This window comes from Flavobacterium sp., assembly GCF_052437795.1.
Lineage (GTDB): Bacteria > Bacteroidota > Bacteroidia > Flavobacteriales > Flavobacteriaceae > Flavobacterium.
This window is the reverse complement of sequence record NZ_JBQVPA010000002.1, coordinates 62,517-86,618: the sequence shown is the minus strand read 5'-3', so window position 1 is coordinate 86,618 and position 24,102 is coordinate 62,517. Positions and strand designations below refer to the sequence as shown.

Sequence of the window (24,102 nt, the reverse complement as noted above, 5' to 3'; positions counted from 1 at the left end):
TTAATCTAATCGAATCCACTCCGTTAGGTTTACGGGAACCTTCGACTAGCGATCTTTCTATTAGTTAGCACGAAAGATCGCCGCGCTCCTTTCCTCCGCTCGCAATGACTCAACAGCATTATAAGCTTGAAGCAATACTGCTAAAACTATTGATCATAAACCACCCTGCCGCTGTACAGCCGTTCCACCTCTACGATCGGTGGATGATTTTTCAATACCAGATCACCCGTGGAATAAAGCGTGCCCGTAACCTGCTGCTGAACTTTAGCGATAATGTCATTGGAACTGCGGTGGAAGACCTGCAGGTTTTGCACTTCCAGGTTACGTCCATCAAATCGGGCATCGCCGGAGTAGAATTGCACTGCCAGGTTTTCTACCGAACCTTTGATAACGTAATATGCCGATTGGTTGTCCTCAACGGTAAGGTTGGTACAATCCACATTCAGTTCAAAAGTACCCGAAGCGGTTTCGCTAAAAATACCTGACTGCAGGGAGAGGTTTGGGAATGCCAGTACGCCATCTGACTTAACCGCTAACTGTGATGCCGAATAGATGCGCTCCAGGTTGGGAGTGGTCACATAAACGGTCGTGGTCTTATAGGTATGCACCCAGTTACAATTGTTGGCATTTTCCAGCCACAATTCACCATTCTTCACTTCTGCCGAAAGGTATTGCTTAATGTTCTCCCCCGTGGCGATGGTCACTTTTTGCTCCGGCCCCTGTTTAATTACCAGTTCGATACCCGGTGAAATATGGATGCTGCTGAAGGTCCCTACATCTGCAGCATAGATAATGTCATCGCCCCTGGCCGTAAAGCATTCGGGTGCAAGGTCGTTGTTGCAGGAAGAGAACATGCACAGCAACATAGTAAAGATCGTGATCCGTAATTTATAATTCATAATTCTCATAATCGTATCCCTACCCCCATTTCCATAACTTCAGCCTTGGCGCCGTGTGTCTTTAATCCTATCGTACTGAAAATCTTATCACTGATATAATACTTGGCCCCAATGCGCTGGTATAGCATTCCAGTGGTATCAAATGGCGCGTATACATAATACCCCGCCTGCGCCTCTATAGAAAGGCTGTTGATGAAAAGTTCGTGCCCGATGAATACACCCACTTTGCGGTAATCCGTATCGCCATCCACATTTTCTTCGGGGTAGGCGATGGACTTGAACCGTATGTGTTCCCGCAGGTATTCCGGCCAAAAGACCTCAGCCCCAAACTGGAACGCGCTCTTTCGGCTCCACCGCTTATCGGCATATACAGAGAGCGCGTAATACGGATATTGTCCGCTGCCAATGATGTCGCTCTCATTAACCCCGCCTTTGAAAGCAAAGTTGAATTTGATGGGTTCGCTATATTTTATGGTATCGTTTTCCGAAATATATCGGTATTCCTCACTCCGCCCGAAGGTATAGTTAAGGCCAACATTTACCGCAAGGGTATTGGTACTGGTATTGGGCGCTTTCATGCTGGCATTTGAATGATGGATGAACGTAAGCCCTGCCTGAACGCCAACATTTTTCCAAAGATCCGGTTTAGTATAGTTCAGCATAAAGTAGGTCGATGGCATCAGGTGCATTCCATAGGCATAATTCCGGAAGTTAGTATCGCGGTCGTACGGGTTGGTATTGTAGGCGACACCCTGCCCTACGCGGAACATCAGCCGCCTCTTTAGGAAATAAAAGTTATAATGCCCATACAGCCCGAACATCTCGCCCAGCGTTTCGTTGCGCATGTCCTGGTAATGGAAAGAAAAACCATAGTCCGGGTAATTGTATCCCGACTGCCAGCGCTCATCGCCAAAGGTCTTGCGGTTGAAGCCTATCATTATCCCAACAGGATGTTGGGTGATCAGGTGTTGTATCGACTTCCGGTGCGGGATGATATTGCCATAAAAGTAATTTGCATCCACACTGAACTTGCCGTTAGGCGTTTCCTGGGCAAAAGCAGCTACAGCAACAAGCATTATACAAAGATATTTTATGAGTTCACGCATTACTTTATCCTTGTCATTTTAAGCTCCCCCATCTCATCGGCCTCACCTTTAATATTGTAGACTTGTATCCTTCCCAGAGTATCCCTCACATAAAGGTAGGCATCAATAACGTCGATGCCATCTCCCTTACCGGTTATTTGTGTATTGTTAGTATATTCAGAGTCATTGCGAAGGTTTACAGGCAGTTGTCCCCAATCAATCTCATCACCTTTGTTCTCTACCTTTATCAGCTCGGCACCCCAGCCGAAATTTTTAAGGTTTATGGATATTTCGCTTCCGTCAGAACGGGACATATAGGAGTTATCTATCGTTATGTTCGGAGCGAACCATTGCACAATGTCAATGATATAGTAACTGGTGCCGTCTTTCAGCAGGTCGGCAGTACCACTGTAGCTGTACTCGTTGCTTACGTTAGGATTATATTCTTTCAGGATGCCTTCCGAAAGTTCCTTTCTTGTGAGGGTTACACGTTCCAACAGCTCTGCCTCCTCAACAAAGACAGCCTCGACTTCGCGCTGCGCATCAACGGGGCCAGAGGCATAGCCTCCACTCGTATATATAAAAGTGATCGCATCTTTACCTATCTTTTCAGGCTTCATGAAGATCTGGTCGCCATGGCCTTTGCTGATCGTGATCACGTGGTCGGTCGTGAGTTTGCCCAAAGTTCCTTCTATCCGCTCCTTCCTCTCTTCAAAGCGTTCTTCTTCCCGCTGCCCGATCTTGTGCTTCTTATACGATTCCATGCCCAGATACCCAAACAGCCCGATGAACAAAAATGCCGGGAAAATGAAAAAATACCAGCCCCCGTTCACACCCTCGCGCTTTTCACGCACCACATAAGTCTCCGACCAGTCATCATGCCAGCCTCTTGAAAAAAGCACCGACAGTGACTCGAAGGGCACGAACCTTGAAACCGTACGCAAAAACATTTTGCTTAAAGCAGGTTTTTCGCCGGTATCGGTCACAACCCTTGTTTCGGTAAGCATCTTGCCGGGCGTTGCCTGCAACAAGCCTTCAAAGAACATATAATAAATGATCTGGATAATTACACCTATAAAATACAACACCAGGCGTGCCCCTAATGTATCTCCCATCGGCGCGAGGAATTCGCTTACGGCATCGACATGGGCGAACGATTCCAGTATGGGGAACAGTATAACGACAAACGTAACGCTGTCGGCAATAAGGTTAAAAAGGCGCTGCCAGCGTGACGATTCGGAAATAATATCCTGCTCCAGATCACCATACTGTTTCTTGATCACCGCTATTTCTTTGGTATCCCTGAAATATTTGAGCGCTTTCCAGCACAACCATACCCACAATAGGTGCCACGCCAGGTATATTAGCATGATGGCGGAGTTCCAGCCCTGGATCATCCATTTGACGCTGAAGGGCATGTAGATGACCATAAAGAAAACCCTTATGCATTTTGAGAGGAATATCATTGAAATGACATAACGCACGAGGCGGGTTTCCTTACTGCTTAAGAGATAGAGGGATCCTCCGGTAAGCAGCAGCGCATAGAAAAACAGGTTGATGTAGTTTATTTCATCAAACCTGTTCTCAACACCCAAATAGCCAAGGTTGAGCGAAGTGAAAAGATCCTTAATGTAATATTTCCATCCTGGCAGGCCCAGCGATGTGAGCATCAATTCAGTATATAGGCCCATCAGCGCTGCAACAATGGCAGCAAGGGCTATTTTTTTAGGCATGATCCATTGGTTTGCCCAAAAATAGGAAAATTATTATGCTTTGATGACAATATAGTGAATTACGATAAAAAGCTATTCTACCCTTTCCACCGGGCCTGCCGTAACGCTTACTTTTTTTCGTTTCTTTTCCTTCTTTATCACTTTTTTCAGGGCCTTGCTGATCTCATCCGCCCGGCCCGACATCCCGCCAAGTTTGCCGGTATAAACAATTTCGTGATCAGGATCGATTATAAGTGTTGTGGGGAAGAATTTTATCCCGAAACGGTCTACTAAATGCTGGCTTTCAGGAATCAGCGTAAAATCGAACTTTACCTTTTCCAGGAACTTCGTTACCTTTTCTTTTTTATCGAACGTTATGCCAAACCAGGCGACATTGTCCGTACCAAACTTTTCACGCATTTTATTAAGCTCCGGCATCTCCTGAATGCAGGCTGAGCAGTTGATAAACCAAAAATCGATGACGATCACTTTGCCCGCAAGAGATTCCAGGGTATGGATATTGCTATCCATATCAGTAAGCGTCAGCTCGTCAAGCTTCAACCCCATTAGCTTCTTACGGTTCTCCTCATCTTCCTCACTGCTTTTTTGGAACGCCTTGCCATCGGCTTCAAATTCCTCATCAGTGCGCCAGTGCAGTACGTAGGCGAAAGTATTGGTTACGGTATCTTTATAGACCCGGGTAGTGTATCGGTAAAAATCCTTTGCTTTGAAGATCGAGTCGGAATAGGCCTTATTGTACCGCTTGCCGTTCTCCTTAAAAGACATTGTATTATTGATAAGGCTGTCCCTGACATGCTTTGGGAGCGCATTAAGGTGATCTGCATACTCAGTCATGGAAGTCCTTTTACTGGAAGCAGAAAGGAACGGATAATCCTGGGCAATGGCGGCAGTGCTAATGATTAGCAATGCCCAAAGTAATGTTTGGCGCATGTTGGTTGGGTTTGGTCGTACTATACAACTAAATTTTGCATTGTTTTATTGCATCGTTATGGCATGTCCTTCAATGCAATTATCCCGAGCATTATACCAAGCTATTATTACCCTTTCAGTACGATTTAAAATACATCCTTCGCTATTGCCTTAATGTTATCCGGCTTGCCCATTGAATAATAATGCAGCACCGGGATGCCTGCGGCTACCAGTTCCCTGCTCTGTTGTGTACACCACTCAATGCCTATCTGGCGCACGGCATCGTTATCCTTAGCCTTAACCACTGCCATTATCAGGTCGTCCGGCAGATCGACCTTGAAGCGGTGCGGGATCTGGTTGAGCTGCTTTTTTGTGGAGATGGGCTTGAGTCCCGGAATAATGGGTACCGTAATGCCTTCCCTCCTGCACTTATCTACAAAATCAAAGAATTTCTTATTATCGAAGAACATCTGCGTCACGATATAGGCGGCACCGTTCTTTATCTTTTGCTTTAAAAAATAAATGTCACTATCCAGGCTGGGCGCTTCCATGTGCTTTTCGGGATAACCTGCCACTCCGATGCAGAAGTTCGTAGCTGAGGTATTCAGCAGGTGGTCGTCCAAATAAATACCTTTATTCAGATTATCGATCTGCGACACCAGTTCGGTCGCGTAATGGTTGCCTTCCCTTTCCGGTTTAAAATAGATCTCGCTTTTTACAGCATCGCCGCGCAGTGCCACTACATTCTGTATGCCAAGAAAATCAAGGTCGATCAGGAAGTTCTCGGTGTCCTCTTTGGTAAATCCGCCGCAAAGGATATGCGGAATGGCATCAAGGTTATATTTGTTCTGTATCGCTGAGCAGATGCCCACCGTACCCGGACGTTTCTTTACGATGCGCTTTTCCAGCAGGCCGCTTGGCAACTCACGGTATTCATACTCCTCGCGGTGGTAGGTGACGTCGATGAACGGAGGGTTGAACTCCATCAGCGGGTCGATGCTGTCGAATATTGACTGGATGTTCTGCCCCTTTAGCGGAGGCAGTATCTCAAAGGAAAAAAGGCATTTGCCGTTGGCGTTCTCTATATGTTCGGTTACTTTCATGGTTCAGCCCCCTACCCCCCAACGGGGGAATTGTTATCGTTAATATTCGTATTTTCGTATCTTATCATCTTCGATCAAGTGCTAAATAGCCACTTCCCTTTAAATTCCCACCTTCGGGGATTAGGGGCTTAATCTGCTATGTTTGGATTGAGCCATTTTGTGGCTTCTTCAGTGCTTATGTTCCGTCTTTTTGCGTAATCGACTACCTGGTCTTCTTTTATTTTTCCCAAGCCGAAATACCTGCTCTGCGGATGTGCAAAATAGTATCCCGAGACTGATGATGCCGGCCACATGGCAAGGCTTTCGGTCAGTTTTATCCCAATTTGGTTTTCTACATCCAGCAGCTGCCAAATGGTTGCCTTCTCTAAATGGTCGGGGCAGGCAGGATAGCCCGGCGCCGGACGTATACCCTGGTACTCTTCTTTTATCAAGTCGTCGTTGGATAATATTTCACCCGATGCATAACCCCATATCTCCTTACGCACCTTTTCATGCAAATATTCGGCAAAGGCCTCAGCAAGGCGATCCCCCAAAGCTTTTGCCATAATGGAATTATAGTCGTCGTGGCTCTTTTCGAATTCAGCCGCTTTTTCATCGACGCCAAAACCGGTGGTCACTGCAAATGCGCCAATGTGATCCTGCTTGCCGGAATCTTTGGGTGCTATAAAATCGGCTAAAGCGATATTCGGTGCGCCTGCTGTTTTTTTTGATTGTTGGCGTAATGTCAGAAATTTAAATCCGTCCAGTTCAATATCATCATCATTCACACTGTTTGCCGGGAAAATGCCGTACATCCCTTTTGCCTCAAACCAGTTCTCATCCACTATCTGCTTCAGCATTTCCTGCGCATCTGCGAAAAGTGCTTTGGCCTGCTCTCCCACTACCTCATCTTCAAGGATGCGGGGGTATTTGCCATGCAGGTCCCACGTCTGGAAAAACGGTGTCCAGTCGATATAGGGTACAAGTTCTTCAAGCTTAGGGTAAATGGTTTGTGTCCCGATAAAGTTCGGCTTTACAGGGTCAAATCCCAGTTGCAGCTTGTTCTTGCGGGCTTCCTCAATGGTAAGGAAATCCTTGTCGCGCGAACGGTTCAGATAGCCTTCCCGCAGCTTGTCGTACTCTTCGCGCAAACCTTTCGCATATTCGGTTTTTGTGTTTGCATTCAAAAGATTGCCCGCCACGGTTACCGCACGGGAAGCATCGTTTACATGTACTACGGTCTCACGGTATTGCGGTGCTATCTTTACGGCAGTATGCGCGCGCGATGTGGTTGCCCCGCCTATCATGATCGGGATGCTGATATTGAGCTTGTCCATCTCTTTAGCGAGATACACCATTTCATCCAATGATGGCGTGATAAGCCCGCTAAGGCCAATGATGTCCACCTGTTCCCTGACAGCGACCTCTATAATCTTTTCAGGCGGCACCATCACACCAAGGTCGATTATCTCGAAATTATTGCAGCCCAAAACCACCGCAACGATATTTTTACCAATGTCGTGCACATCGCCCTTAACTGTAGCCATGAGCACGCGTCCGGCGCTCGAAGAGCGCCCATCCTTTTGAGCTTCGATATACGGAAGCAGATACGCCACCGCTTTTTTCATCACCCTGGCCGACTTCACTACCTGGGGCAGGAACATCTTGCCACTTCCAAAAAGGTCGCCAACCACGTTCATACCGGCCATCAGGTTGATCTCTATTACTTCAATGGGTTTAGCTGCAAGTTGCCGTGCCTCTTCCGCATCGGTCTCTATAAACTCGTCGATACCTTTTACAAGGGCGTGGGTAATGCGCTCCTGTACCGGGAGCAACCTCCACTCCTGAGCCTGTTTCTCGTTGGCTTTTACATCTCCTTTTACGTTTTCGGCGAATGCCAAAAGCCTTTCCGTAGCGTCATCACGGCGATCGAGAAGCACATCCTCAACGCGTTCGAGCAGTTGTTTGTCGATCTCGTCGTACACCTCCAGCATTTCAGGGTTCACAATGCCCATGTCCATGCCGTGCTGAATGGCGTGGTACAGAAATGCCGAGTGCATGGCTTCACGCACCCTGTCATTACCACGAAAGGAGAATGACACGTTGCTCACCCCACCACTCACGTGGGCATGCGGCAGGTTGGTGCGTATCCATTTGGTAGCCCGGAAAAAGTCGAGCGCGTTCGTGCGGTGCTCTTCCATTCCGGTTGCTACGGGAAATATATTTGGGTCAAATATGATGTCCTCGGGCGGAAATCCAACTTTTTCCACCAATATATCATACGAGCGTTTGCATATCTCAATGCGCCTTTGATACGTGTCCGCCTGGCCATCTTCATCAAAAGCCATAACGATCACGGCAGCGCCATAACGCTTCACTTTTTTGGCATGGTCGATAAATGCAGCCTCGCCTTCTTTCAGGCTGATGGAGTTCACCACACTTTTGCCCTGCGTTACCTTCAGCCCAGCCTCGATGATATCCCATTTGGAACTGTCGATCATTACAGGCACTCGCGCAATGTCCGGCTCGGCAGCGATCAGGTTAAGGAACTTTGTCATGGCATACACGCCGTCGAGCATCCCCTCGTCCATATTGATGTCAATGATCTGCGCGCCGCCCTCTACCTGTGCACGGGCAACATCCAGTGCTTCTTCATATTTTTCCTCCTTTATCAACCTTAAAAACTTACGAGATCCCGTAACGTTCGTACGCTCACCCACGTTAATAAAGTTACTTTCCGGAGTCACTATTAGTGGCTCAAGTCCGGATAGTTTTAAATATCTATTCTCTGCCATTATACTTCAGCCTCCGCTTTTCTTGGTTTGTAATTCTTAGCCACTTCAGCTATTAATTTTATGTGCTCTGGTGTCGTTCCGCAACAGCCGCCTATAATATTTATCAGATCGTCGTCTAAATATTCTTTTATCAACTGCTGCATTTCTGCGGGTGTCTGGTCGTATTCGCCAAAGGCATTGGGCAATCCTGCATTAGGATGCGCCGATATGCTGAACGACGTATTGTGCGCCAGGCGTTTCAGGTACGGCTTGAGCTGGTCGGCACCAAGGGCACAATTAAAGCCCACGCTCAATAGCGGCAGGTGTGATATGGAAATAAGGAAAGCCTCCACCGTCTGTCCTGATAATGTTCTCCCTGAAGCATCGGTAATAGTTCCGCTTACCATTACAGGAATGTCGATACCCAGCTCGTCCTTTATTTCTTCAATTGCAAATAAAGCAGCCTTTGCATTCAGTGTGTCGAATATGGTCTCTACCAAAAGCACGTCCACACCGCCATCGATGAGGGCTTTTACCTGTTCTTTGTAGGCGATGCGCAGATCATCGAACGTTACTGCCCTAAAACCGGAATCGTTCACATCCGGGCTCATGCTCGCGGTACGGTTGGTAGGCCCTATTGAACCGGCGACGAACCTCGGCCTGTCGATAAATTCATCAGCTGCCTCGCGGGCTAATTTAGCCGACTCATAATTCAGTTCGTATACCAGATCTTCCATGTGGTAGTCGGCCATCCCGATGGTGGTACCGGAAAAAGTATTGGTCTCCACGATGTCGGCGCCTGCGGCAAAGTACTGGCGGTGCACATCCTTCACGGCTTCGGGCTGGGTGAGGGAAAGCAGGTCATTGTTGCCCTTTAGCGGATGCGGGAAATCCTTAAAGCGCTCCCCACGGAAATCCTCTTCGGAAAAGTTATGGCGCTGCAGCATGGTACCCATAGCGCCGTCGAGTACGAGGATCCTTTCGCGTATCGCTTGTTGTATATTAGACATAGTTTTGTTTCAGGTTTAAAGTTTCAGGTTTCAGTTTAGCACCGTAAACCATAAAATTTTCTGGAGCGAAGACGGGAGTTGAACCAATGACCTCAGGGTTATGAATCCTGTGCCCGGACAAAATGCGCTTCGCATTACTTTACTGCTTATATGTCATCAAAAATGGAGTGGGAAATACCGTGAAGTATTTCGTATGTTATCTATCCGCGCGTAAGCTTGGTAGAATTTAGCACCTTCTTTAAAGATAAAGGGTTGCTAAGGCTTCATAGGGTCTATTCCCTCTGCCTTTCGTGATAACGTATCAGTGTGTAAAAGAACAATGCAAAGTAAGGGAATAAAATACTATTTCGCAAATATCTTTTTACCTTCAAAAAATTATACATTTACCAAAGATACCCTATAGGGTTTTGAACATACTAATCCTATTTATAAATATGAAAACATTCAAGTCCTATTTAAATGCTTCGGTTGCCGAAGACCGTAACCAGTTCCACATCATCGTGATCGGAGATGCAGCCGATATCGAAGCTGCCGAAGAAGGCATTTGGACTGAGAGCGGCATAATGGACTACTGGAAAAGAGCCGAGAAGCCGGATGGCGATAATGGCCCCATAAACCTCCACCTCGCCCGAAAGAAGCACGTGAATACCAAAATGAGGAAAATTTCATGGCACGTGAACGGCTTTAAAAATGATAAGAATGCAGTGAACAACAACATGAACGGTGTAGAAAGCGCCCGTACAATAGCTAATGCGGTTTTAAAACTCCCTGCCAGTAAGGTACTCGAAACTACACCCAACGAAAATGCCGCCACACTTTTGTCGAATGTGGACTACCTGCCCAACAAGTGTAAGATATTTGTTTTTAAGGTCGTAGAAAATAAGTAAGGAGTATTTTAGGTTGTTGCGATCAGATACCACAAAAACAGCTATCCTATTATGAAAAACCTGCAACTATTGCTGCTGCTGCTTTCGGTTGTCAGCCTGCCCGGCTGCATCAATGCGCAAACCCTGACCGCAAACGACCAAATTGCGATTACCATATCCCAACTCACCGATACATTTGTAACTGATGCCGTCAAAAAAATGGAGAAGGATGAAACGCTGGACATTAAAAGGGAGAAAGGCAAAATCACGGCAACTACCTATTTTCATTTATTGGACTGCGGGAACTATACGGCATCTGCCAAAGTAAAGAACGATTCGATCATCATAACCGTCAATAATTCGAAAATCTGCGATGGCAACAGCAAATATTATAAGCTGGAGGCGGTTATTGACGATCCTAAAAATGTCCCATATAAAATCACTGTGGACCCGGCTTTTACTTTCCTGGCCGAAGGTGAAAGGATAGAAACCTTTATAGATGAATATCCTGTTGGGGATGTGGATGGTGATAAAAAGCCCGATACTGCTATAGTAGAATATGAAAAAGCAATTGCCGCAGATGGCTCTCCCCAAAATGATTGCGGAAAAGGAGTATGCAATGTAAGGATTAGCTTTGGCAGAAAAATTGAACCTATTGTTTTTGAGGGCATGAGTGTTGTTTTGGCACAAACCATAGATGTAAATAAAGATGGGGCAAATGAGGTTTTGGTATACCGTTGGTGGTATGAATGCTGTTGGACAACCCTTGACCTGTATAGTTATAGATCTGGTACGTGGAATATTATTGCGACTTCCAAAGCATTTATAACCTGGGATGACAACGATTTTAGGGATCGTGTAAAGATGGAAAATGGCCATTATTACCTGATGGGGCAAAAATGGAATGACGATATTTCCGAAATCATTACAGACAAGGTACACATCAAATAAGATCACGGGCCTCACAACCCGGGATCTTCCAAGTAACAAACAAACCAAACAAACTTATTTTTTATGCCGCTTTGCTCTTTTTCTCTGCCACATCCAATATGGCATCGAAAAGAGCATCGGCGGCGGCATCTTTTCCTTTTATAGCACCCGCGACCTGGCGAAACTCCAGTCCTCTGCTTTCAGCGAGGAACTGCAGGCCTTTCCCGACACCGGGCAGGCCATTAAGGCTTTCGTTTATAGTCACAATGCTGAAGCCGCTCTTTATAAGATCATGATACTCGACCGCGAGGGCAGCGCTGGCGGTGGCATCCACGGCAATCAGGTTTTCTATATTGTTTTCCATCAGGTAGTACAGCACATCTTCCAGTTTAAAAGGGATGGCAAACTGTATGAAGTTGGCCTCCCACGAGTAATTGGCGCCTTCTTTCTCGAAAAAAGCTACGGTGGAGTTAGTGATAACGGGAAACCTCAGGTCGAGCTTGCGATCCAGCATTAGTTCCTTGCGTTCTTTCAATACTTTATTAATGAGCGCGCTGCCGGTATTCCCTATACCAAACAGCACTATATTTATTCTTTTGGTCATAATTTACAATTTTAAAAAAGAAACTGCCCCGGTTGCCCGAAGGCAGTTCTTTCACAAACAAACAAAACAACTTAAAACATATCTTTATAAAACACCTGCCGCATATTCCGGCTAAGCAGGTGTTTCCGGGTTAGTAACCTTAGTTATAGGTGTACTCTTTGTACAGGCTTAGGTGTACGGGAGTATTGCTCACCAACGTGTCATATACAGGGCTGCGTTGCTGTACTTCCTTCATCCAGTTTTGCAGCACATCGAGCGGCGCGGCAGATGATGGCTTGAGCGTGATCTCGATATTCCTGAAGCCGGGGCGTGCTTTACGTCCGTCTTTTTCAAGGCTGCCGGTGATCTCGATCTGCAATGAACGTAAGGCGATACCCTGCTCTGCCGCCACTTCCTGGCCAAGAGCATTAATGCATCCTGCAAATCCGGCAAGGATGTATTCGTAAGGGTTGGGGCCTTCGAGTTCCGGGTATTTTTCATTCTGGTCCATCCTTAGGTTGGCATTGAGGGTCTTCACTACGAATTGGCTGTTGTTGCCGGTGTATCCGAGTACGTTGATCTTGGTTTTCATAACTGCGATTTTGATGATTAATGATTGAACGGTAACAAAAAAGGCCCTTTAGCGCTGTTGCCAAAGGACCTTATCTGAATTTGAATTCTAAAAAACTAAGATGGGGTTATCCTTTTTGGCAACGGCGCGCGCATACAGTACATCCATGTAAAGCAGATGTGCTGGCGGTGTGATGATGTGCGGATAACGGTATTCATATTTATTATTTTTATACTAATATAGTATTGTGTAAAAACAAAAGGCCCCTGCTCTTAATTGCGGGGGCCTTTACAGATTATGTCGGTTTAAGACTATGATCATGCAATAACGGCCCCTGTGGAGTGGTTCCACATAAAGCAACGGTATTGACATGTAATAAAGCTCATTTTTTCTCGATTTTGACTTTAACAAACTTCGACACTATTTTTAATATATGCAAGCATAATTTTTAATTTTAACATAAATCGTTTTCGGAAAGCAAGAACATGGAACTTCAGATCCTAAAATGGAAACTAATTTTGACACCACCTGGTTAACCCTTAGTAAGCAAAAGTTTAAATTATTTATACGTTGAGATTTTTTATTCCGTTCCTGTTTTATACCTTTGCCCTGATTTAATCCCGGAGGAAAAATTTGTCTGATTGCAACCTCATAAAAAAATGCTAAAGCAGGAACTCCTTCCCCTTTAGCGGCTGCATCTCTTACCTCCCGTAAAACTATACACAAATGGCATATCTATTTACGTCGGAGTCCGTGAGTGAAGGGCATCCTGACAAAGTTGCTGACCAGATCTCTGATGCGCTGATCGATAATTTCCTTGCTTTCGACCCGGAGTCGAAGGTAGCATGCGAAACCCTTGTTACAACTGGCCAGGTGATCCTTGCAGGTGAAGTAAGGTCCAAAACATATCTTGATGTACAGCAGATCGCCCGCGACGTGATCAAAAAGATCGGCTATACTAAGAGCGAATATATGTTCGAAGCCAATTCATGCGGTGTGCTTTCAGCGATACATGAACAATCCCAGGACATCAACCAGGGTGTGGACCGCCAGAACAAAGAAGACCAGGGAGCGGGCGACCAGGGCATGATGTTTGGTTACGCGACCAACGAAACATCCGACTACATGCCCCTTGCACTGAACCTTTCACACAACCTCCTTCGCGAACTTGCGGAGCTTCGCCGTGAGGACAATGAAATAAAATACCTCCGCCCGGATGCAAAAAGCCAGGTGACGCTTGAATATGACGATAACAATAAGCCGGTACGCATAGATGCTATTGTAGTATCCACACAACATGACGATTTTGATGAGGAGCCTGCTATGCTTGCGAAGATCAAAAAGGACATCGTAGAAATACTGGTGCCGAGGATCGTAAAGAAATACCCGCAGTACGCACACCTCTTCAACGACAAGATCGAATACCATATCAATCCTACGGGCAAGTTCGTTATAGGTGGGCCACACGGCGACACCGGCCTTACCGGAAGGAAGATCATCGTAGATACGTATGGTGGTAAAGGAGCCCACGGTGGTGGTGCCTTTTCGGGCAAAGACCCAAGCAAGGTAGACCGCAGCGCTGCCTATGCTACGCGCCACATTGCCAAGAACCTTGTTGCTGCCGGTGTAGCCGACGAGATCCTGGTACAGGTATCGTATGCTATTGGTGTGGCTAAGCCAATGGGTATTTACATCAATACCTACGGAACAGGCAAAGTAGGCCTTACTGATGGTGAAGTTGCCAAAAAAGTAGAGGAGCTGTTCGATATGCGCCCTTACTTCATTGAGCAGCGCCTGAAACTGAGGAACCCTATCTACAGCGAAACAGCTGCCTATGGGCACATGGGCCGCACGCCTGAGACCGTTACCAAAACCTTCAGGTCGCCAAGCGGCGAGACCAAAGAGGTTACGGTAGAACTGTTCACGTGGGAAAAACTGGACTATGTGGACAAGGTAAAAGCTGCCTTTAACTTATAATTGTTACTAACCTTTATATTGGAAAACCGCTCTCTGTAAAAGGAGGGCGTTTTTTTATTTGCATAGCAGTACAATTCACAGGCAGTGTTACTGCGAGGCACGAACCAGTCTGTCAGGTGAGCAATGGAATAAAGATCGCAACGCTTTGCAAACTATGCTCTCAATGATGCACGTGAAATGGTTTCGTCAATAAACAAAAAACCCATGCTCTCGCATGGGTTTTATTATATCTAAAGCTAAACGATTACTTCAGCTTTTTCTTCACTTCTACAGTTTGGTAAGCCTCGATGATATCCAGCTGCTGTATGTCGTTATAGTTCTTAACCTGCATACCACAGTCGTAACCTTTTGAAACTTCCTTCACATCGTCCTTGAAACGTTTCAGCGCGGTAAGTTCGCCGGTGTAGATAACCACACCATCCCTGATCAGCCTGATCTTCGACGTCCTGAATATCTTACCATCGGTAACCATACATCCTGCAATGGTACCCACCTTAGAAATCTTGAACGTTTCGCGTATCTCAGCAGTACCGGTAACTTCTTCCTTCATTTCCGGAGAAAGCATGCCTTCCATCGCATCTTTCAGGTCGTCGATAGCATCGTAAATGATCGAGTAGTTCCTGATGTCGATCTCTTCCTTGTCGGCCAAAGTCCTGGCACTTGCCGATGGACGAACGTTGAACCCGATGATGATCGCATCTGAAGCTGAGGCAAGCAATACGTCCGATTCCGTGATCGCGCCCACACCTTTGTGGATGATATTGATCTGGATCTCTTCGGTCGAAAGTTTCGAGAATGAGTCTGATAGCGCTTCCACCGAGCCGTCCACGTCACCTTTAAGGATAATATTAAGTTCCTTGAACTGCCCAAGTGCGATACGCCTTCCGATCTCCGCAAGGGTAATGTGCCTTTGCGTACGTACTGACTGCTCACGCATCAATTGGGTACGTTTGGCCGCGATCTGCTTCGCTTCCCTTTCATCCTCAAATACACTGAACTTGTCGCCCGCTGTTGGCGCGCCGTCAAGTCCCAATATTGATATTGGTGTTGATGGCCCTGCCTCTTTTACATTGTGCCCACGCTCATCGTGCATTGCCTTGACCTTACCGTGGTGCTTCCCTGCAAGAACATAGTCGCCCACCTTAAGCGTACCGCCCTGTACAAGAACGGTCGATACATAGCCACGCCCTTTGTCAAGGAACGCTTCTACCACAGTACCAACAGCCGCTTTTTCAGGATTGGCCTTAAGGTCAAGTATTTCGGCCTCAAGCAATACTTTTTCAAGAAGGTCTTTCACACCAAGGCCTGTTTTGGCCGATATGTCGTGCGACTGTATCTTACCGCCCCAGTCTTCAACCAGGAGGTTCATGCCCGCAAGCCTTTCTTTTATCTTTTCCGGATTTGCCGCCGGCTTATCCACTTTGTTTATTGCAAAAATGATAGGAACACCTGCCGCCTGCGCGTGGTTGATGGCTTCCTTCGTTTGTGGCATGATGTCGTCGTCTGCCGCGATCACAACGATCGCGATATCCGTCACCTGCGCACCCCTGGCCCTCATCGCGGTAAACGCTTCGTGGCCCGGTGTATCGAGGAATGCTATCTTTTGCCCGTTATCAAGGGTTACACCATACGCACCAATGTGCTGGGTTATACCACCCGACTCACCCGCAATTACATTCTCTTTACGAATGTAGTCAAGAAGTGATGTTTTACCGTGGTCAACGTGGCCCATTACAGTTACTATAGGAGCCCTGAATACAAGGTCTTCTTCCTTATCTGCCACAACTTCCATCGCTTCTTCGATATCGGTAGTGATGAATTCCACCTCATAGCCAAATTCGTCAGCAACAATGGTAAGCGTTTCGGCATCGAGCCTTTGGTTCATGGTTACCATGATACCCAACGACATACATACCGATATTACTTTGGTGATAGGCACATCCATCATGGTAGCAACCTCGCCTACGGTCACAAATTCTGTAACCTTAAGCGTTTTGCTGCCTTCGTCGAGCATCCTTTGCTCGTCGTCCGACTTCTGGCGGTGGCTGTCGCGCTTATCCCTCCTGTATTTAGCCGCTTTGGATTTTCCTCCTTTACCCTGAAGTTTTTCAAGGGTCTCGCGGATCTGGTTCTTAACTTCTTCTTCGGTAGGCTCTACTTTAGACACAATAGCAGGACGCTTGCCTGTATTAGGGCCAAATTTATTGCCGCCCTGGCCAGCCGGCCTGTTCTGGCCGCCACCCTGGCCCGGTCCTCCCTGTCCGGGAGGCCTGTTCGGTGTGATCCTGTTCCTTTTTTTCTTGTCTGCTCCCGCACCACCCTGCTGGTTGGCACCTGCCTGGTTAGTAGCACCCGGTGTGGCTGCGCCTCCCGGTTTCGGCCCGTCTTTCCTGAAATCTTCCTTCTTCTTTTTAGGCTTATTGAACTGCGAAAGGTCAATAGTTTGCCCGGTAAAGGTAGCACCGGTAAGCTTTTGGTATTGCGTGGTTATCTTCTCATCTGCAGGCGCCTGTGCCTCGGCTGCCGCAGGTTTCTCCTGCTGCTCAGCGGGTTTCGCAGGCGTTATTTTTGGCTGTATCGCCGGTGCTGCTTTTGGCTGTTCAGCTGCCGGTTTTTCCTGTACCGGTTCATCAGCAGGCTTTGCAGCCTCCTGTACTTTTTCCGGCGCTGCCGCCTGTACCTGTGGCTCAGGTTTGGCAGGAGTGTCTGAAGCGGGCTCAGATTTTTTGGCATTAAGGTCGATCTTGCCCACAGCAACCGGCCCTGAAAGTGTGGCCCTTGCCTTTATCACCTCCTGGCGCTGCCTGTCCTCATCCTGCTTCCTTTTTTCTTCGATCTCGCGTTCACGCTCCACACGAAGCGCTTCCTTCTCTTTCCTCTTCTCCTCGCTTACTTCGAGGGAAGTGGCCTTATTCTTTTTGTCGGCAGAAAATTGGTTGAAAAGGGCATTATATTCCTCGCCTGATATCTTGGCGTTAGGGCTGGCCTCGATAGCGTGGCCTTTTTCCTTAAGGAACTCGACAGCCCTGTCAAGCGAAATATTTAATTCCCTTAATACTTTGTTTATTCTTATTGCTCTTTCTTCAGACATACAATCTTATTAAATTATCTTCTTTGTTGTGTTGTGCTGGTTACGGCGTTAAACCGGATATTATTAGTCTTCAAATTCCTCCTTCAGTATCCTCATCACTTCAAGAATAGTCTCCTCTTCCAGATCGGTCCTCCTTACAAGGTCGGCCACATCCTGCTTCAGTACGCTCCTTGCGGTATCAAGTCCTATCTTGCCAAATTCCTCGATCACCCATGCTTCGATCTCATCTGAGAACTCTGTCAATTCCACATCCTCATCTTCAGCAGCGTTGCCTTCACGGATAACATCAAGCTCATAGCCTGTAAGCAATCCTGCCAGTTTGATGTTGTGCCCTCCGCGGCCAATAGCTTTGGAAACTTCTTCAAGCTTAAGGAACACCTCGGCCCTTGAGTTCGCATCGTCTAATTTGATAGATGACACTTTTGCAGGGCTAAGCGCCCTTGATATGAATAGCTGCGTATTGGTCGTATAGTTGATCACGTCGATATTCTCGTTGCCCAGTTCACGAACGATACCGTGGATGCGCGAGCCTTTCATACCCACACAGGCCCCTACAGGATCGATCCTGTCATCGTAAGAATCTACGGCTACTTTCGCTTTTTCGCCCGGGATCCTTACTACTTTTTTCACGGTGATAAGACCGTCAGCCACTTCAGGTATCTCCTGTTCGAACAGTTTTTCAAGGAAAAGTTCCGATGTCCTTGACATCATTATCTGAGGCTTATTGCCTTTCAGTTCCACACTTTCAATGATGCCGCGCACGTTGTCGCCTTTCCTGAAAAAGTCAGACGGTATTTGCTTTTCTTTCAACAATACGATCTCATTGCCTTCATCATCCACCAAAATTACAGCTTTTGGCCTTACGTGGTGTACTTCAGCAGTATAAATATCACCAATAAGGTCTTTAAACTGCTTATACAGGTTGGTATTATCGTGTTCATGTATCTTCGATATCAGGTTTTGGCGCAGCGCCAGTATCGCCCTGCGGCCCAACTGGATCAGCTTTACCTCTTCAGAAACGTCTTCACCTACTTCAAAGTCGGGCTCGATCCTGCGGGCTTCGGTTAGCGAGATCTCCTGGTTAGGGTCCTCTACTTCACCATCGGCGACCACCACGCGGTTCCTCCATATCTCCATATCCCCTTTATCAGGGTTGATGATAATGTCGAAGTTATCATCAGAACCATATTTCTTTTTCAGAGCATTCCTGAATACATCTTCCAGTATCGCCATGAGCGTAACGCGATCTATAAGCTTATCATCTTTAAACTCTGAAAACGAATCGATTAATGCGAGATTTTCCATGCCAACTTTTTATTTTTTTAAAATTTTATTACAACAACTGCTTCTTTAATGTCCGAATAAGGTATCTCAGCCTTTTTTTGGACCGTCTCTTTTCCTTTACCTATCTGCTTTGGCTCACGGGCTTCCCACTCCAAAACAATATGCTCTTCATTTGCGTCGGTAATTTCCGCCTCTATCTGCTGATCGGCGGTCTTTACCAATATTGTCCTTCCTATGTTTTTTTTGTATTGCCTCGGGTTTGTCATAGGGCTTGTCGCCCCTGCCGAAGCCACCTCCAGCGAAAAGTCTTCCTCTTCCCTGTCAAGGTTGTGCTCTATGGCGCGGCTAATGTCAATGCAGTCCTGCAGGGTCACCCCGTTATCGCCATCCAGCGTAACTTCTATCTTGTTGGCACCTGTTATGGAAAGGTCTATCAGGAACAGCGAAGGGTTCTCTTCGAGCCCTTTTTCCAACAGCGATACCACTTTTTCTTTGAATGTCATAATTGTATAAAAAGAGGGGACTCCTGTCCCCTCATTATTTAGTGCTTATTTAAATAACCGTGCAAATATAAGACTTTTTTTTATATCTTGAAAATCATCGCATAAATCTTGAAAACCATTGGTTAATGCAAAAAATATCACTACCTTTATTGTAATTAATTTCTAACCAAAATCCTGTTAAATTATTATAATCCTTTATCATGAAAAAAATCCTAGTACCCACCGACTTTTCAGACCACGCAGAATATGCCCTTAAAGTAGCGGCGCAAATAGCACGCGAAAATGACGGCGAGATCTTCCTGCTGCACATGCTGGAACTGCCCGCACTTGCCAGCGACGGCATAGGCGAAAGCAACGCGGTGGGCAGCAGCAGCGACCTTCCCGAGGTAATGTTCTTCATGCAAAAAACACGCGAGCGCTTCCAGGACATCCTTGAGCAGCCGTATCTTGAAGGCATTCCGGTCGTTGAGGCCATACAGTTCGAAAGGGCTTTTGACGGTATCATATCACACAGCAAAAAACACGGCATCGACCTTGTAGTAATGGGCTCACACGGCGCCAGCGGCTTCCAGGAAATGTTCATTGGCTCCAATACCGAAAAAGTGGTAAGGACATCTGACGTTCCTGTACTTGTCATCAAAAAAGAAGAAGGCACTTTCAACCCGCAAAAATTCGTTTTCGCTTCCAACTTTAGTGACGAGATCAAAAAACCATTTGCTAAAGTGGTTGATTTTGCCAATATGTTCGGCATACACATCCACCTGACGTTCATCAACACACCGAATGACTTTAAGTCGACCCATGCTGCCGAGAAAAAAATGCACGATTTCATTTCGGGCTTCCAGGTAGCCAACGGATATACCACACACGTATATAACGATGTGAACGTAGAAAAAGGCATCCTTCATTTCGCAAACAGCGTTAACGCCGACCTGATAGGCATGTGCACGCACGGAAGGCAGGGGCTTGCCCACTTCTTTAACGGAAGCATCAGCGAAGACCTGGTAAACCATTCGGTAAGGCCGGTGGTAACGTTCAGGATATAATTATTTAATAAAATAATCCCTGCAAAACCCCAAAGATTTCAAAAATCTTTGGGGTTTTCCTTTGAGCATAAAACCAAAAAAACCTCTCGAATAATTGAGAGGTTTTTTTGTTGACCTACTAGGACTCGAACCTAGAACGACTGAACCAAAATCAGCTGTGTTACCATTACACCATAGGTCAATTTTGCTTTTCACCACTACCGCATTTAGCTTTCACAACCGCTGTAGTGCCTTATTGCGGGTGCAAATGTAGCACATAATTTATTTATTGCAAATTTTTACCGGAAAAATATTAAAAAAATAGCTTTGCCGTTTGGTAAGCAGTAAAATAGCTTTTCTTTGTAGTATAATTAAACCTTTCCGAACCAATTTACATGACAAACCAGGACTTCCGGAAGTGGAACATGATAGCAGGCTGGTGCCTGTTCGCCACAGCCCTAATTGTATATTGCTTAACTGTAGAACGTACCCTCAGCTTTTGGGATTGCGGTGAATATATTGCCACTGCCGCCAAACTGGAGGTAGGCCACCCTCCCGGTGCGCCACTATTCCAGATCATAGGCGCCTTCTTTTCGATGTTCGCTACCGCCGATGACAAGATCGCGCTCATGGTCAATATGGTTTCGGTAATGTCCAGTGCATTTACCATATTGTTCATGTTCTGGTCGCTTACTATTTTGCTTAAAAACCTGGTTTCGTCATTTGCCGAATTCAATAAGAACAATGCCATAATGGTACTGGGCAGTTCGGCCATAGGCACACTTGCATTCCTGTTCTCGGACAGTTTTTGGTTCAACGCCACCGAAGCCGAAGTATATGCCATGGCATCACTGTTTATCGCATTGCTTTTTTGGGCCGGGCTCCGATGGGGTGAGGAAATAGGCACACCGCGCGCCAACCGCTGGCTGCTGCTCATATCGCTATTACTGGGCCTTTCGTTCGGGGTACACTTCCTGGCTTTGCTTACTATCCCTTCGATAGGGCTTATCTATTTCTTTAAGAATTACAAAACCGTAACGGTCAAAAATTTTATCATTGCCAATGCCGTTACCATTGCTATACTCTTCTTTGTATTCAAATTCCTCCTACCCTATACTATGGCGCTTTTCGGGCGTACAGAGATATTCATGGTCAACAGCTTCGGCCTGCCGTTCAACTCGGGCACCATTTTCATGTTCGTGCTCCTGGCCTCCCTATTTTACTTTGGGCTGCGCTATACCAAAAAGAACAACAAACCCTTCCTTAATACCATATTGCTTTGCGTGCTGTTCCTATTCATAGGCTTCTCCACATGGATGATGCTGCCGATACGCGCCAATGCCGAAGTGGTCATCAATGAGAACAAACCATCTGATGCTGCCGAGCTTTTGGCTTACTATAACCGTGAGCAATATGGTGAGCAGAAAACATTCTTTGGGCCTTTATATACCGAGATCTACAGCGGGCTCGACAAGGAGCATCCGTACAAAGATGCCAAGCCCAACTACCAGCGCGACTATGCCAGCGGCACCTATAAGATCGTGAACAATTACAAGAACGCCAAACAAAATCCCGACGAGACCCACAGCGCCATCCTGCCGAGGATGACCAGCACGGACCATGCCGCGAACTATATGTCATTTTCAGGACCGCCGAATTTCAGGATCGACCCTAATTATGATTACGCAGGCGAATTGCTCCGCTATGGCATTGATGTAGAAACTTTAGAGCCACAGGAAGCCGCGGCAGCCATAGCACAAATACAAGGTGAGCTTGAGGCGGTGATCAACGAGTTCCGATCGGCATATGCCAAAGGCGATGTTGGGTTTAAGGAATATGACAAGTTCCTGAAGCATTACAAAAATTACCTGATCGTAGAGAAGCCTTCGTTTGGCGATAACATGTCCTATATGTTCGACTACCAGTTCGGCTATATGTACTGGCGCTACCTGATGTGGAACTTTACCGGCCGGCAGAACGACGTGCAGGGCGAAATGGACAACAACGGCAACTGGCTGAGCGGCATTACCTTTATCGACGAGATGAGGCTTGGCCCGCAGCAAGCGCTTACCTCTGACATGAAGAATAATAAAGGCCGGAACGTATACTTTTTCCTGCCGTTCATCCTTGGGATCATCGGTGCGGTCTACCATGCGAGGAAAGACCTGAAAAGCTTTTACGTACTGTTGGCGCTATTCCTGTTCATGGGCATTGCGCTGAAGATATTCCTTAACGAAAGGCCTTTCGAAGTACGCGAACGCGATTATGTGCTCGTAGGATCCTACTATGTATTTGCCATGTGGATCGCCTTTGGGGTGTACGCCATTTATGACGGCATCAAACAATACTTAGCACCAAAAATCTCTGTCCCTGTAGTACTTGGTGTTACCCTTCTTGCCGCACCGGTGCTGATGGCATCTCAAAACTGGGACGACCATGACCGCTCCGGCCGCTATACCGCACTATCTATGGCGAAAGCCTACCTGGATTCGTGCGAGCCGAACGCCATACTCTTTACCGTAGGCGACAACGACACCTTCCCGCTATGGTATGCACAGGAGATAGAAGGCTTCCGTACCGATGTGCGCATTGTATGCTCTACCCTGCTGCCTACCGACTGGTACATTGACCAGATGAAGCGCAAGGCGTATAAGTCGGACCCTGTGCCGATCTCTCTTAAACACGACCAGTATGTTGACGGTACGCGCGATTTTCTTTTCTACAACCCAAGGGGACAGAAAAAGGATTCGACCATGACCATAAACGATTTCATGACCTTTGTAACACTTGAGGACGACAGGGCCAAGGTGCCGTTGAGCAACGACCATTTGGTAAATTACTACCCTATCAACAAAATACGCTTCCCGATAGATAAGGAAACGATAATCCGCAACAAGGTGGTTTCGCCGCAGCGTTATGATTCTATCGTACCATTCATTGAAATTACCCTGCCGGAGGAAGCGATCTACAAGCATAACCTTGTGATGCTCGACATCATCCGGACCAATAACTGGAAACGGCCGATATACTTTGCAGGTGGAAGGTTTGATGATGAGGATTATGCCTGGATGAAGGATTACCTGCAGCTTGAAGGCATGATATACAAGCTCGTGCCTGTAAAAACCGCGATACCCGAAAACGGCAGTCCGCTGGACATGGGTTACATTGATACCGATGACATGTACAACATCGTGATGAAATGGGACTGGGGCAATGGCGGCGACACCGGCATATACCACGACCCTCAAACGCAGAAGAACAGCATTAGCTTCCGGAAGAACCTGGCAAGGCTGGGAGATGCGCTGGTTAAGGAAGGTAATATCGACAAGGCGCGTAACGTAATAGACGTTGCAATTAAGAACATGCCGCTCGACCAGTTCGGGTACTACTTCATCAGCGAACCTTTTGCAGGACTATATTACCAAACAGGCCAAAAGAAGCAGGCACGTGAGTTCCTGACCAAACTGATAGGCAAATACAACGAAACGCTGAACTATTACAAATCGCTGCCGGTAGCCGAACAGAATGCGGGTGCGCCCGATATCATGGGGTCGATAGAAGCCTACAGGACGCTGCTCATCATCATGGAGGAGAACAATGACATGGAGTTCTTTGAGGCATCGAAAGTAGCCTTTAATAAGGCCAATGGAATGTTCGCAAGGTTTAAGAGGCCGAATGAGTAGGTAGCCTCTCCCCAACCCTCTCCAAAAGAGATAGAGAAGCTTCACTCGAATAGCTTCACGAATTTATAATTACAGCATAGAGCACTTACTCGCTCCC

General features: G+C 46.7%; 17 protein-coding genes, 1 tRNA gene and 1 riboswitch. Of the genes, 5 read left to right on the top strand and 13 right to left on the bottom strand.

Features of this window, described 5'->3' with window-relative positions; genetic code table 11:
• Positions 1-146 precede the first annotated feature (146 nt).
• From ACT6R0_RS07040 to ACT6R0_RS07010, 7 genes are all read right to left on the bottom strand, one after another.
• On the bottom strand, positions 147-899 hold the full coding sequence (locus ACT6R0_RS07040) for a head GIN domain-containing protein (protein ID WP_444653068.1): 753 nt from the start codon (positions 897-899) through the stop codon (positions 147-149).
• Between the two features lie 5 nt (positions 900-904).
• Positions 905-1,975, bottom strand: a complete 1,071-nt coding sequence (locus ACT6R0_RS07035) for an acyloxyacyl hydrolase (protein WP_444653070.1) — start codon at positions 1,973-1,975, stop codon at positions 905-907.
• A 29-nt stretch (positions 1,976-2,004) separates the two neighbouring features.
• Positions 2,005-3,717, bottom strand: a complete 1,713-nt coding sequence (locus ACT6R0_RS07030) for an RDD family protein (RefSeq protein WP_444653071.1) — start codon at positions 3,715-3,717, stop codon at positions 2,005-2,007.
• 72 nt (positions 3,718-3,789) lie between these two features.
• Entirely contained in the window at positions 3,790-4,647 is an 858-nt protein-coding gene (locus ACT6R0_RS07025; RefSeq protein WP_444653072.1) for a peroxiredoxin family protein, read from the bottom strand.
• 125 nt (positions 4,648-4,772) lie between these two features.
• Positions 4,773-5,729, bottom strand: coding sequence for a methylenetetrahydrofolate reductase [NAD(P)H] (gene metF / locus ACT6R0_RS07020; protein WP_444653074.1), 957 nt, complete (start codon positions 5,727-5,729; stop codon positions 4,773-4,775).
• Between the two features lie 128 nt (positions 5,730-5,857).
• Positions 5,858-8,503: a methionine synthase gene (metH, locus tag ACT6R0_RS07015; protein WP_444653075.1), complete on the bottom strand. Its 2,646-nt coding sequence runs from the start codon at positions 8,501-8,503 to the stop codon at positions 5,858-5,860.
• The gene (locus ACT6R0_RS07010; RefSeq protein WP_444653076.1) at positions 8,503-9,492 is read right to left on the bottom strand and encodes a homocysteine S-methyltransferase family protein; all 990 of its coding nucleotides are present in this window, start codon (positions 9,490-9,492) and stop codon (positions 8,503-8,505) included. The genes metH and ACT6R0_RS07010 overlap by 1 nt, the downstream gene beginning before the upstream one ends.
• A 193-nt stretch (positions 9,493-9,685) precedes the next feature.
• Positions 9,686-9,792: riboswitch (SAM riboswitch) on the bottom strand.
• 134 nt (positions 9,793-9,926) lie between these two features.
• Between ACT6R0_RS07010 and ACT6R0_RS07005 the strand changes: the two genes are divergently transcribed.
• Together ACT6R0_RS07005 and ACT6R0_RS07000 are read left to right on the top strand one after the other, a co-directional pair.
• The gene (locus ACT6R0_RS07005; RefSeq protein ID WP_444653077.1) at positions 9,927-10,379 is read left to right on the top strand and encodes a DUF6367 family protein; all 453 of its coding nucleotides are present in this window, start codon (positions 9,927-9,929) and stop codon (positions 10,377-10,379) included.
• A gap of 51 nt (positions 10,380-10,430) precedes the next feature.
• Entirely contained in the window at positions 10,431-11,309 is an 879-nt protein-coding gene (locus tag ACT6R0_RS07000; protein ID WP_444653079.1) for a hypothetical protein, read from the top strand.
• A 61-nt stretch (positions 11,310-11,370) separates the two neighbouring features.
• Here the strand turns inward: ACT6R0_RS07000 and ACT6R0_RS06995 are convergent, their stop codons facing one another.
• Together ACT6R0_RS06995 and ACT6R0_RS06990 are read right to left on the bottom strand one after the other, a co-directional pair.
• Entirely contained in the window at positions 11,371-11,892 is a 522-nt protein-coding gene (locus ACT6R0_RS06995) for a hypothetical protein (protein WP_444653080.1), read from the bottom strand.
• Positions 11,893-12,031: 139 nt separating this feature from the next.
• Entirely contained in the window at positions 12,032-12,463 is a 432-nt protein-coding gene (locus ACT6R0_RS06990; RefSeq protein ID WP_444653081.1) for an OsmC family protein, read from the bottom strand.
• Between the two features lie 705 nt (positions 12,464-13,168).
• Here ACT6R0_RS06990 and metK point away from each other — a divergent pair.
• A complete protein-coding gene (gene metK, locus ACT6R0_RS06985) occupies positions 13,169-14,419 on the top strand; it encodes a methionine adenosyltransferase (RefSeq protein WP_444653083.1) in 1,251 nt (416 codons plus the stop codon).
• Between the two features lie 244 nt (positions 14,420-14,663).
• Here metK and infB read toward each other — a convergent pair whose 3' ends face one another.
• From infB to rimP, 3 genes are all read right to left on the bottom strand, one after another.
• Positions 14,664-17,510, bottom strand: coding sequence for a translation initiation factor IF-2 (gene infB / locus ACT6R0_RS06980; RefSeq protein WP_444653084.1), 2,847 nt, complete (start codon positions 17,508-17,510; stop codon positions 14,664-14,666).
• A 63-nt stretch (positions 17,511-17,573) separates the two neighbouring features.
• A complete protein-coding gene (gene nusA / locus ACT6R0_RS06975; protein ID WP_444653086.1) occupies positions 17,574-18,815 on the bottom strand; it encodes a transcription termination factor NusA in 1,242 nt (413 codons plus the stop codon).
• 17 nt (positions 18,816-18,832) lie between these two features.
• Positions 18,833-19,297: a ribosome assembly cofactor RimP gene (gene rimP / locus ACT6R0_RS06970; RefSeq protein ID WP_444653088.1), complete on the bottom strand. Its 465-nt coding sequence runs from the start codon at positions 19,295-19,297 to the stop codon at positions 18,833-18,835.
• Positions 19,298-19,497: 200 nt separating this feature from the next.
• On the opposite strand from rimP, the gene ACT6R0_RS06965 reads away from it, so the two are divergent.
• Positions 19,498-20,343 carry a universal stress protein gene (locus tag ACT6R0_RS06965; RefSeq protein WP_444653089.1) on the top strand — a complete coding sequence of 282 codons (846 nt, stop codon included), beginning with the start codon at positions 19,498-19,500 and terminating at the stop codon, positions 20,341-20,343.
• A gap of 110 nt (positions 20,344-20,453) precedes the next feature.
• Here ACT6R0_RS06965 and ACT6R0_RS06960 read toward each other — a convergent pair.
• A tRNA-Gln gene (locus ACT6R0_RS06960) sits at positions 20,454-20,524 on the bottom strand.
• Positions 20,525-20,717: 193 nt separating this feature from the next.
• Here ACT6R0_RS06960 and ACT6R0_RS06955 point away from each other — a divergent pair.
• Positions 20,718-24,005: a protein O-mannosyl-transferase family gene (locus tag ACT6R0_RS06955; protein WP_444653090.1), complete on the top strand. Its 3,288-nt coding sequence runs from the start codon at positions 20,718-20,720 to the stop codon at positions 24,003-24,005.
• Positions 24,006-24,102: the final 97 nt, after the last annotated feature.

Excerpts from the sequence above, each read along its gene's own strand:
- ACT6R0_RS07040 (WP_444653068.1), bottom strand. The coding sequence starts at position 899 with ATGAATTATAAATTACGGATCACGATCTTTACTATGTTGCTGTGCATG.
- ACT6R0_RS07035 (WP_444653070.1), bottom strand. The coding sequence starts at position 1,975 with ATGCTTGTTGCTGTAGCTGCTTTTGCCCAGGAAACGCCTAACGGCAAG.
- ACT6R0_RS07030 (WP_444653071.1), bottom strand. The coding sequence starts at position 3,717 with ATGCCTAAAAAAATAGCCCTTGCTGCCATTGTTGCAGCGCTGATGGGC.
- ACT6R0_RS07025 (WP_444653072.1), bottom strand. The coding sequence starts at position 4,647 with ATGCGCCAAACATTACTTTGGGCATTGCTAATCATTAGCACTGCCGCC.
- metF (WP_444653074.1), bottom strand. The coding sequence starts at position 5,729 with ATGAAAGTAACCGAACATATAGAGAACGCCAACGGCAAATGCCTTTTT.
- metH (WP_444653075.1), bottom strand. The coding sequence starts at position 8,503 with ATGGCAGAGAATAGATATTTAAAACTATCCGGACTTGAGCCACTAATA.
- ACT6R0_RS07010 (WP_444653076.1), bottom strand. The coding sequence starts at position 9,492 with ATGTCTAATATACAACAAGCGATACGCGAAAGGATCCTCGTACTCGAC.
- ACT6R0_RS07005 (WP_444653077.1), top strand. The coding sequence starts at position 9,927 with ATGAAAACATTCAAGTCCTATTTAAATGCTTCGGTTGCCGAAGACCGT.
- ACT6R0_RS07000 (WP_444653079.1), top strand. The coding sequence starts at position 10,431 with ATGAAAAACCTGCAACTATTGCTGCTGCTGCTTTCGGTTGTCAGCCTG.
- ACT6R0_RS06995 (WP_444653080.1), bottom strand. The coding sequence starts at position 11,892 with ATGACCAAAAGAATAAATATAGTGCTGTTTGGTATAGGGAATACCGGC.
- ACT6R0_RS06990 (WP_444653081.1), bottom strand. The coding sequence starts at position 12,463 with ATGAAAACCAAGATCAACGTACTCGGATACACCGGCAACAACAGCCAA.
- metK (WP_444653083.1), top strand. The coding sequence starts at position 13,169 with ATGGCATATCTATTTACGTCGGAGTCCGTGAGTGAAGGGCATCCTGAC.
- infB (WP_444653084.1), bottom strand. The coding sequence starts at position 17,510 with ATGTCTGAAGAAAGAGCAATAAGAATAAACAAAGTATTAAGGGAATTA.
- nusA (WP_444653086.1), bottom strand. The coding sequence starts at position 18,815 with ATGGAAAATCTCGCATTAATCGATTCGTTTTCAGAGTTTAAAGATGAT.
- rimP (WP_444653088.1), bottom strand. The coding sequence starts at position 19,297 with ATGACATTCAAAGAAAAAGTGGTATCGCTGTTGGAAAAAGGGCTCGAA.
- ACT6R0_RS06965 (WP_444653089.1), top strand. The coding sequence starts at position 19,498 with ATGAAAAAAATCCTAGTACCCACCGACTTTTCAGACCACGCAGAATAT.
- ACT6R0_RS06955 (WP_444653090.1), top strand. The coding sequence starts at position 20,718 with ATGACAAACCAGGACTTCCGGAAGTGGAACATGATAGCAGGCTGGTGC.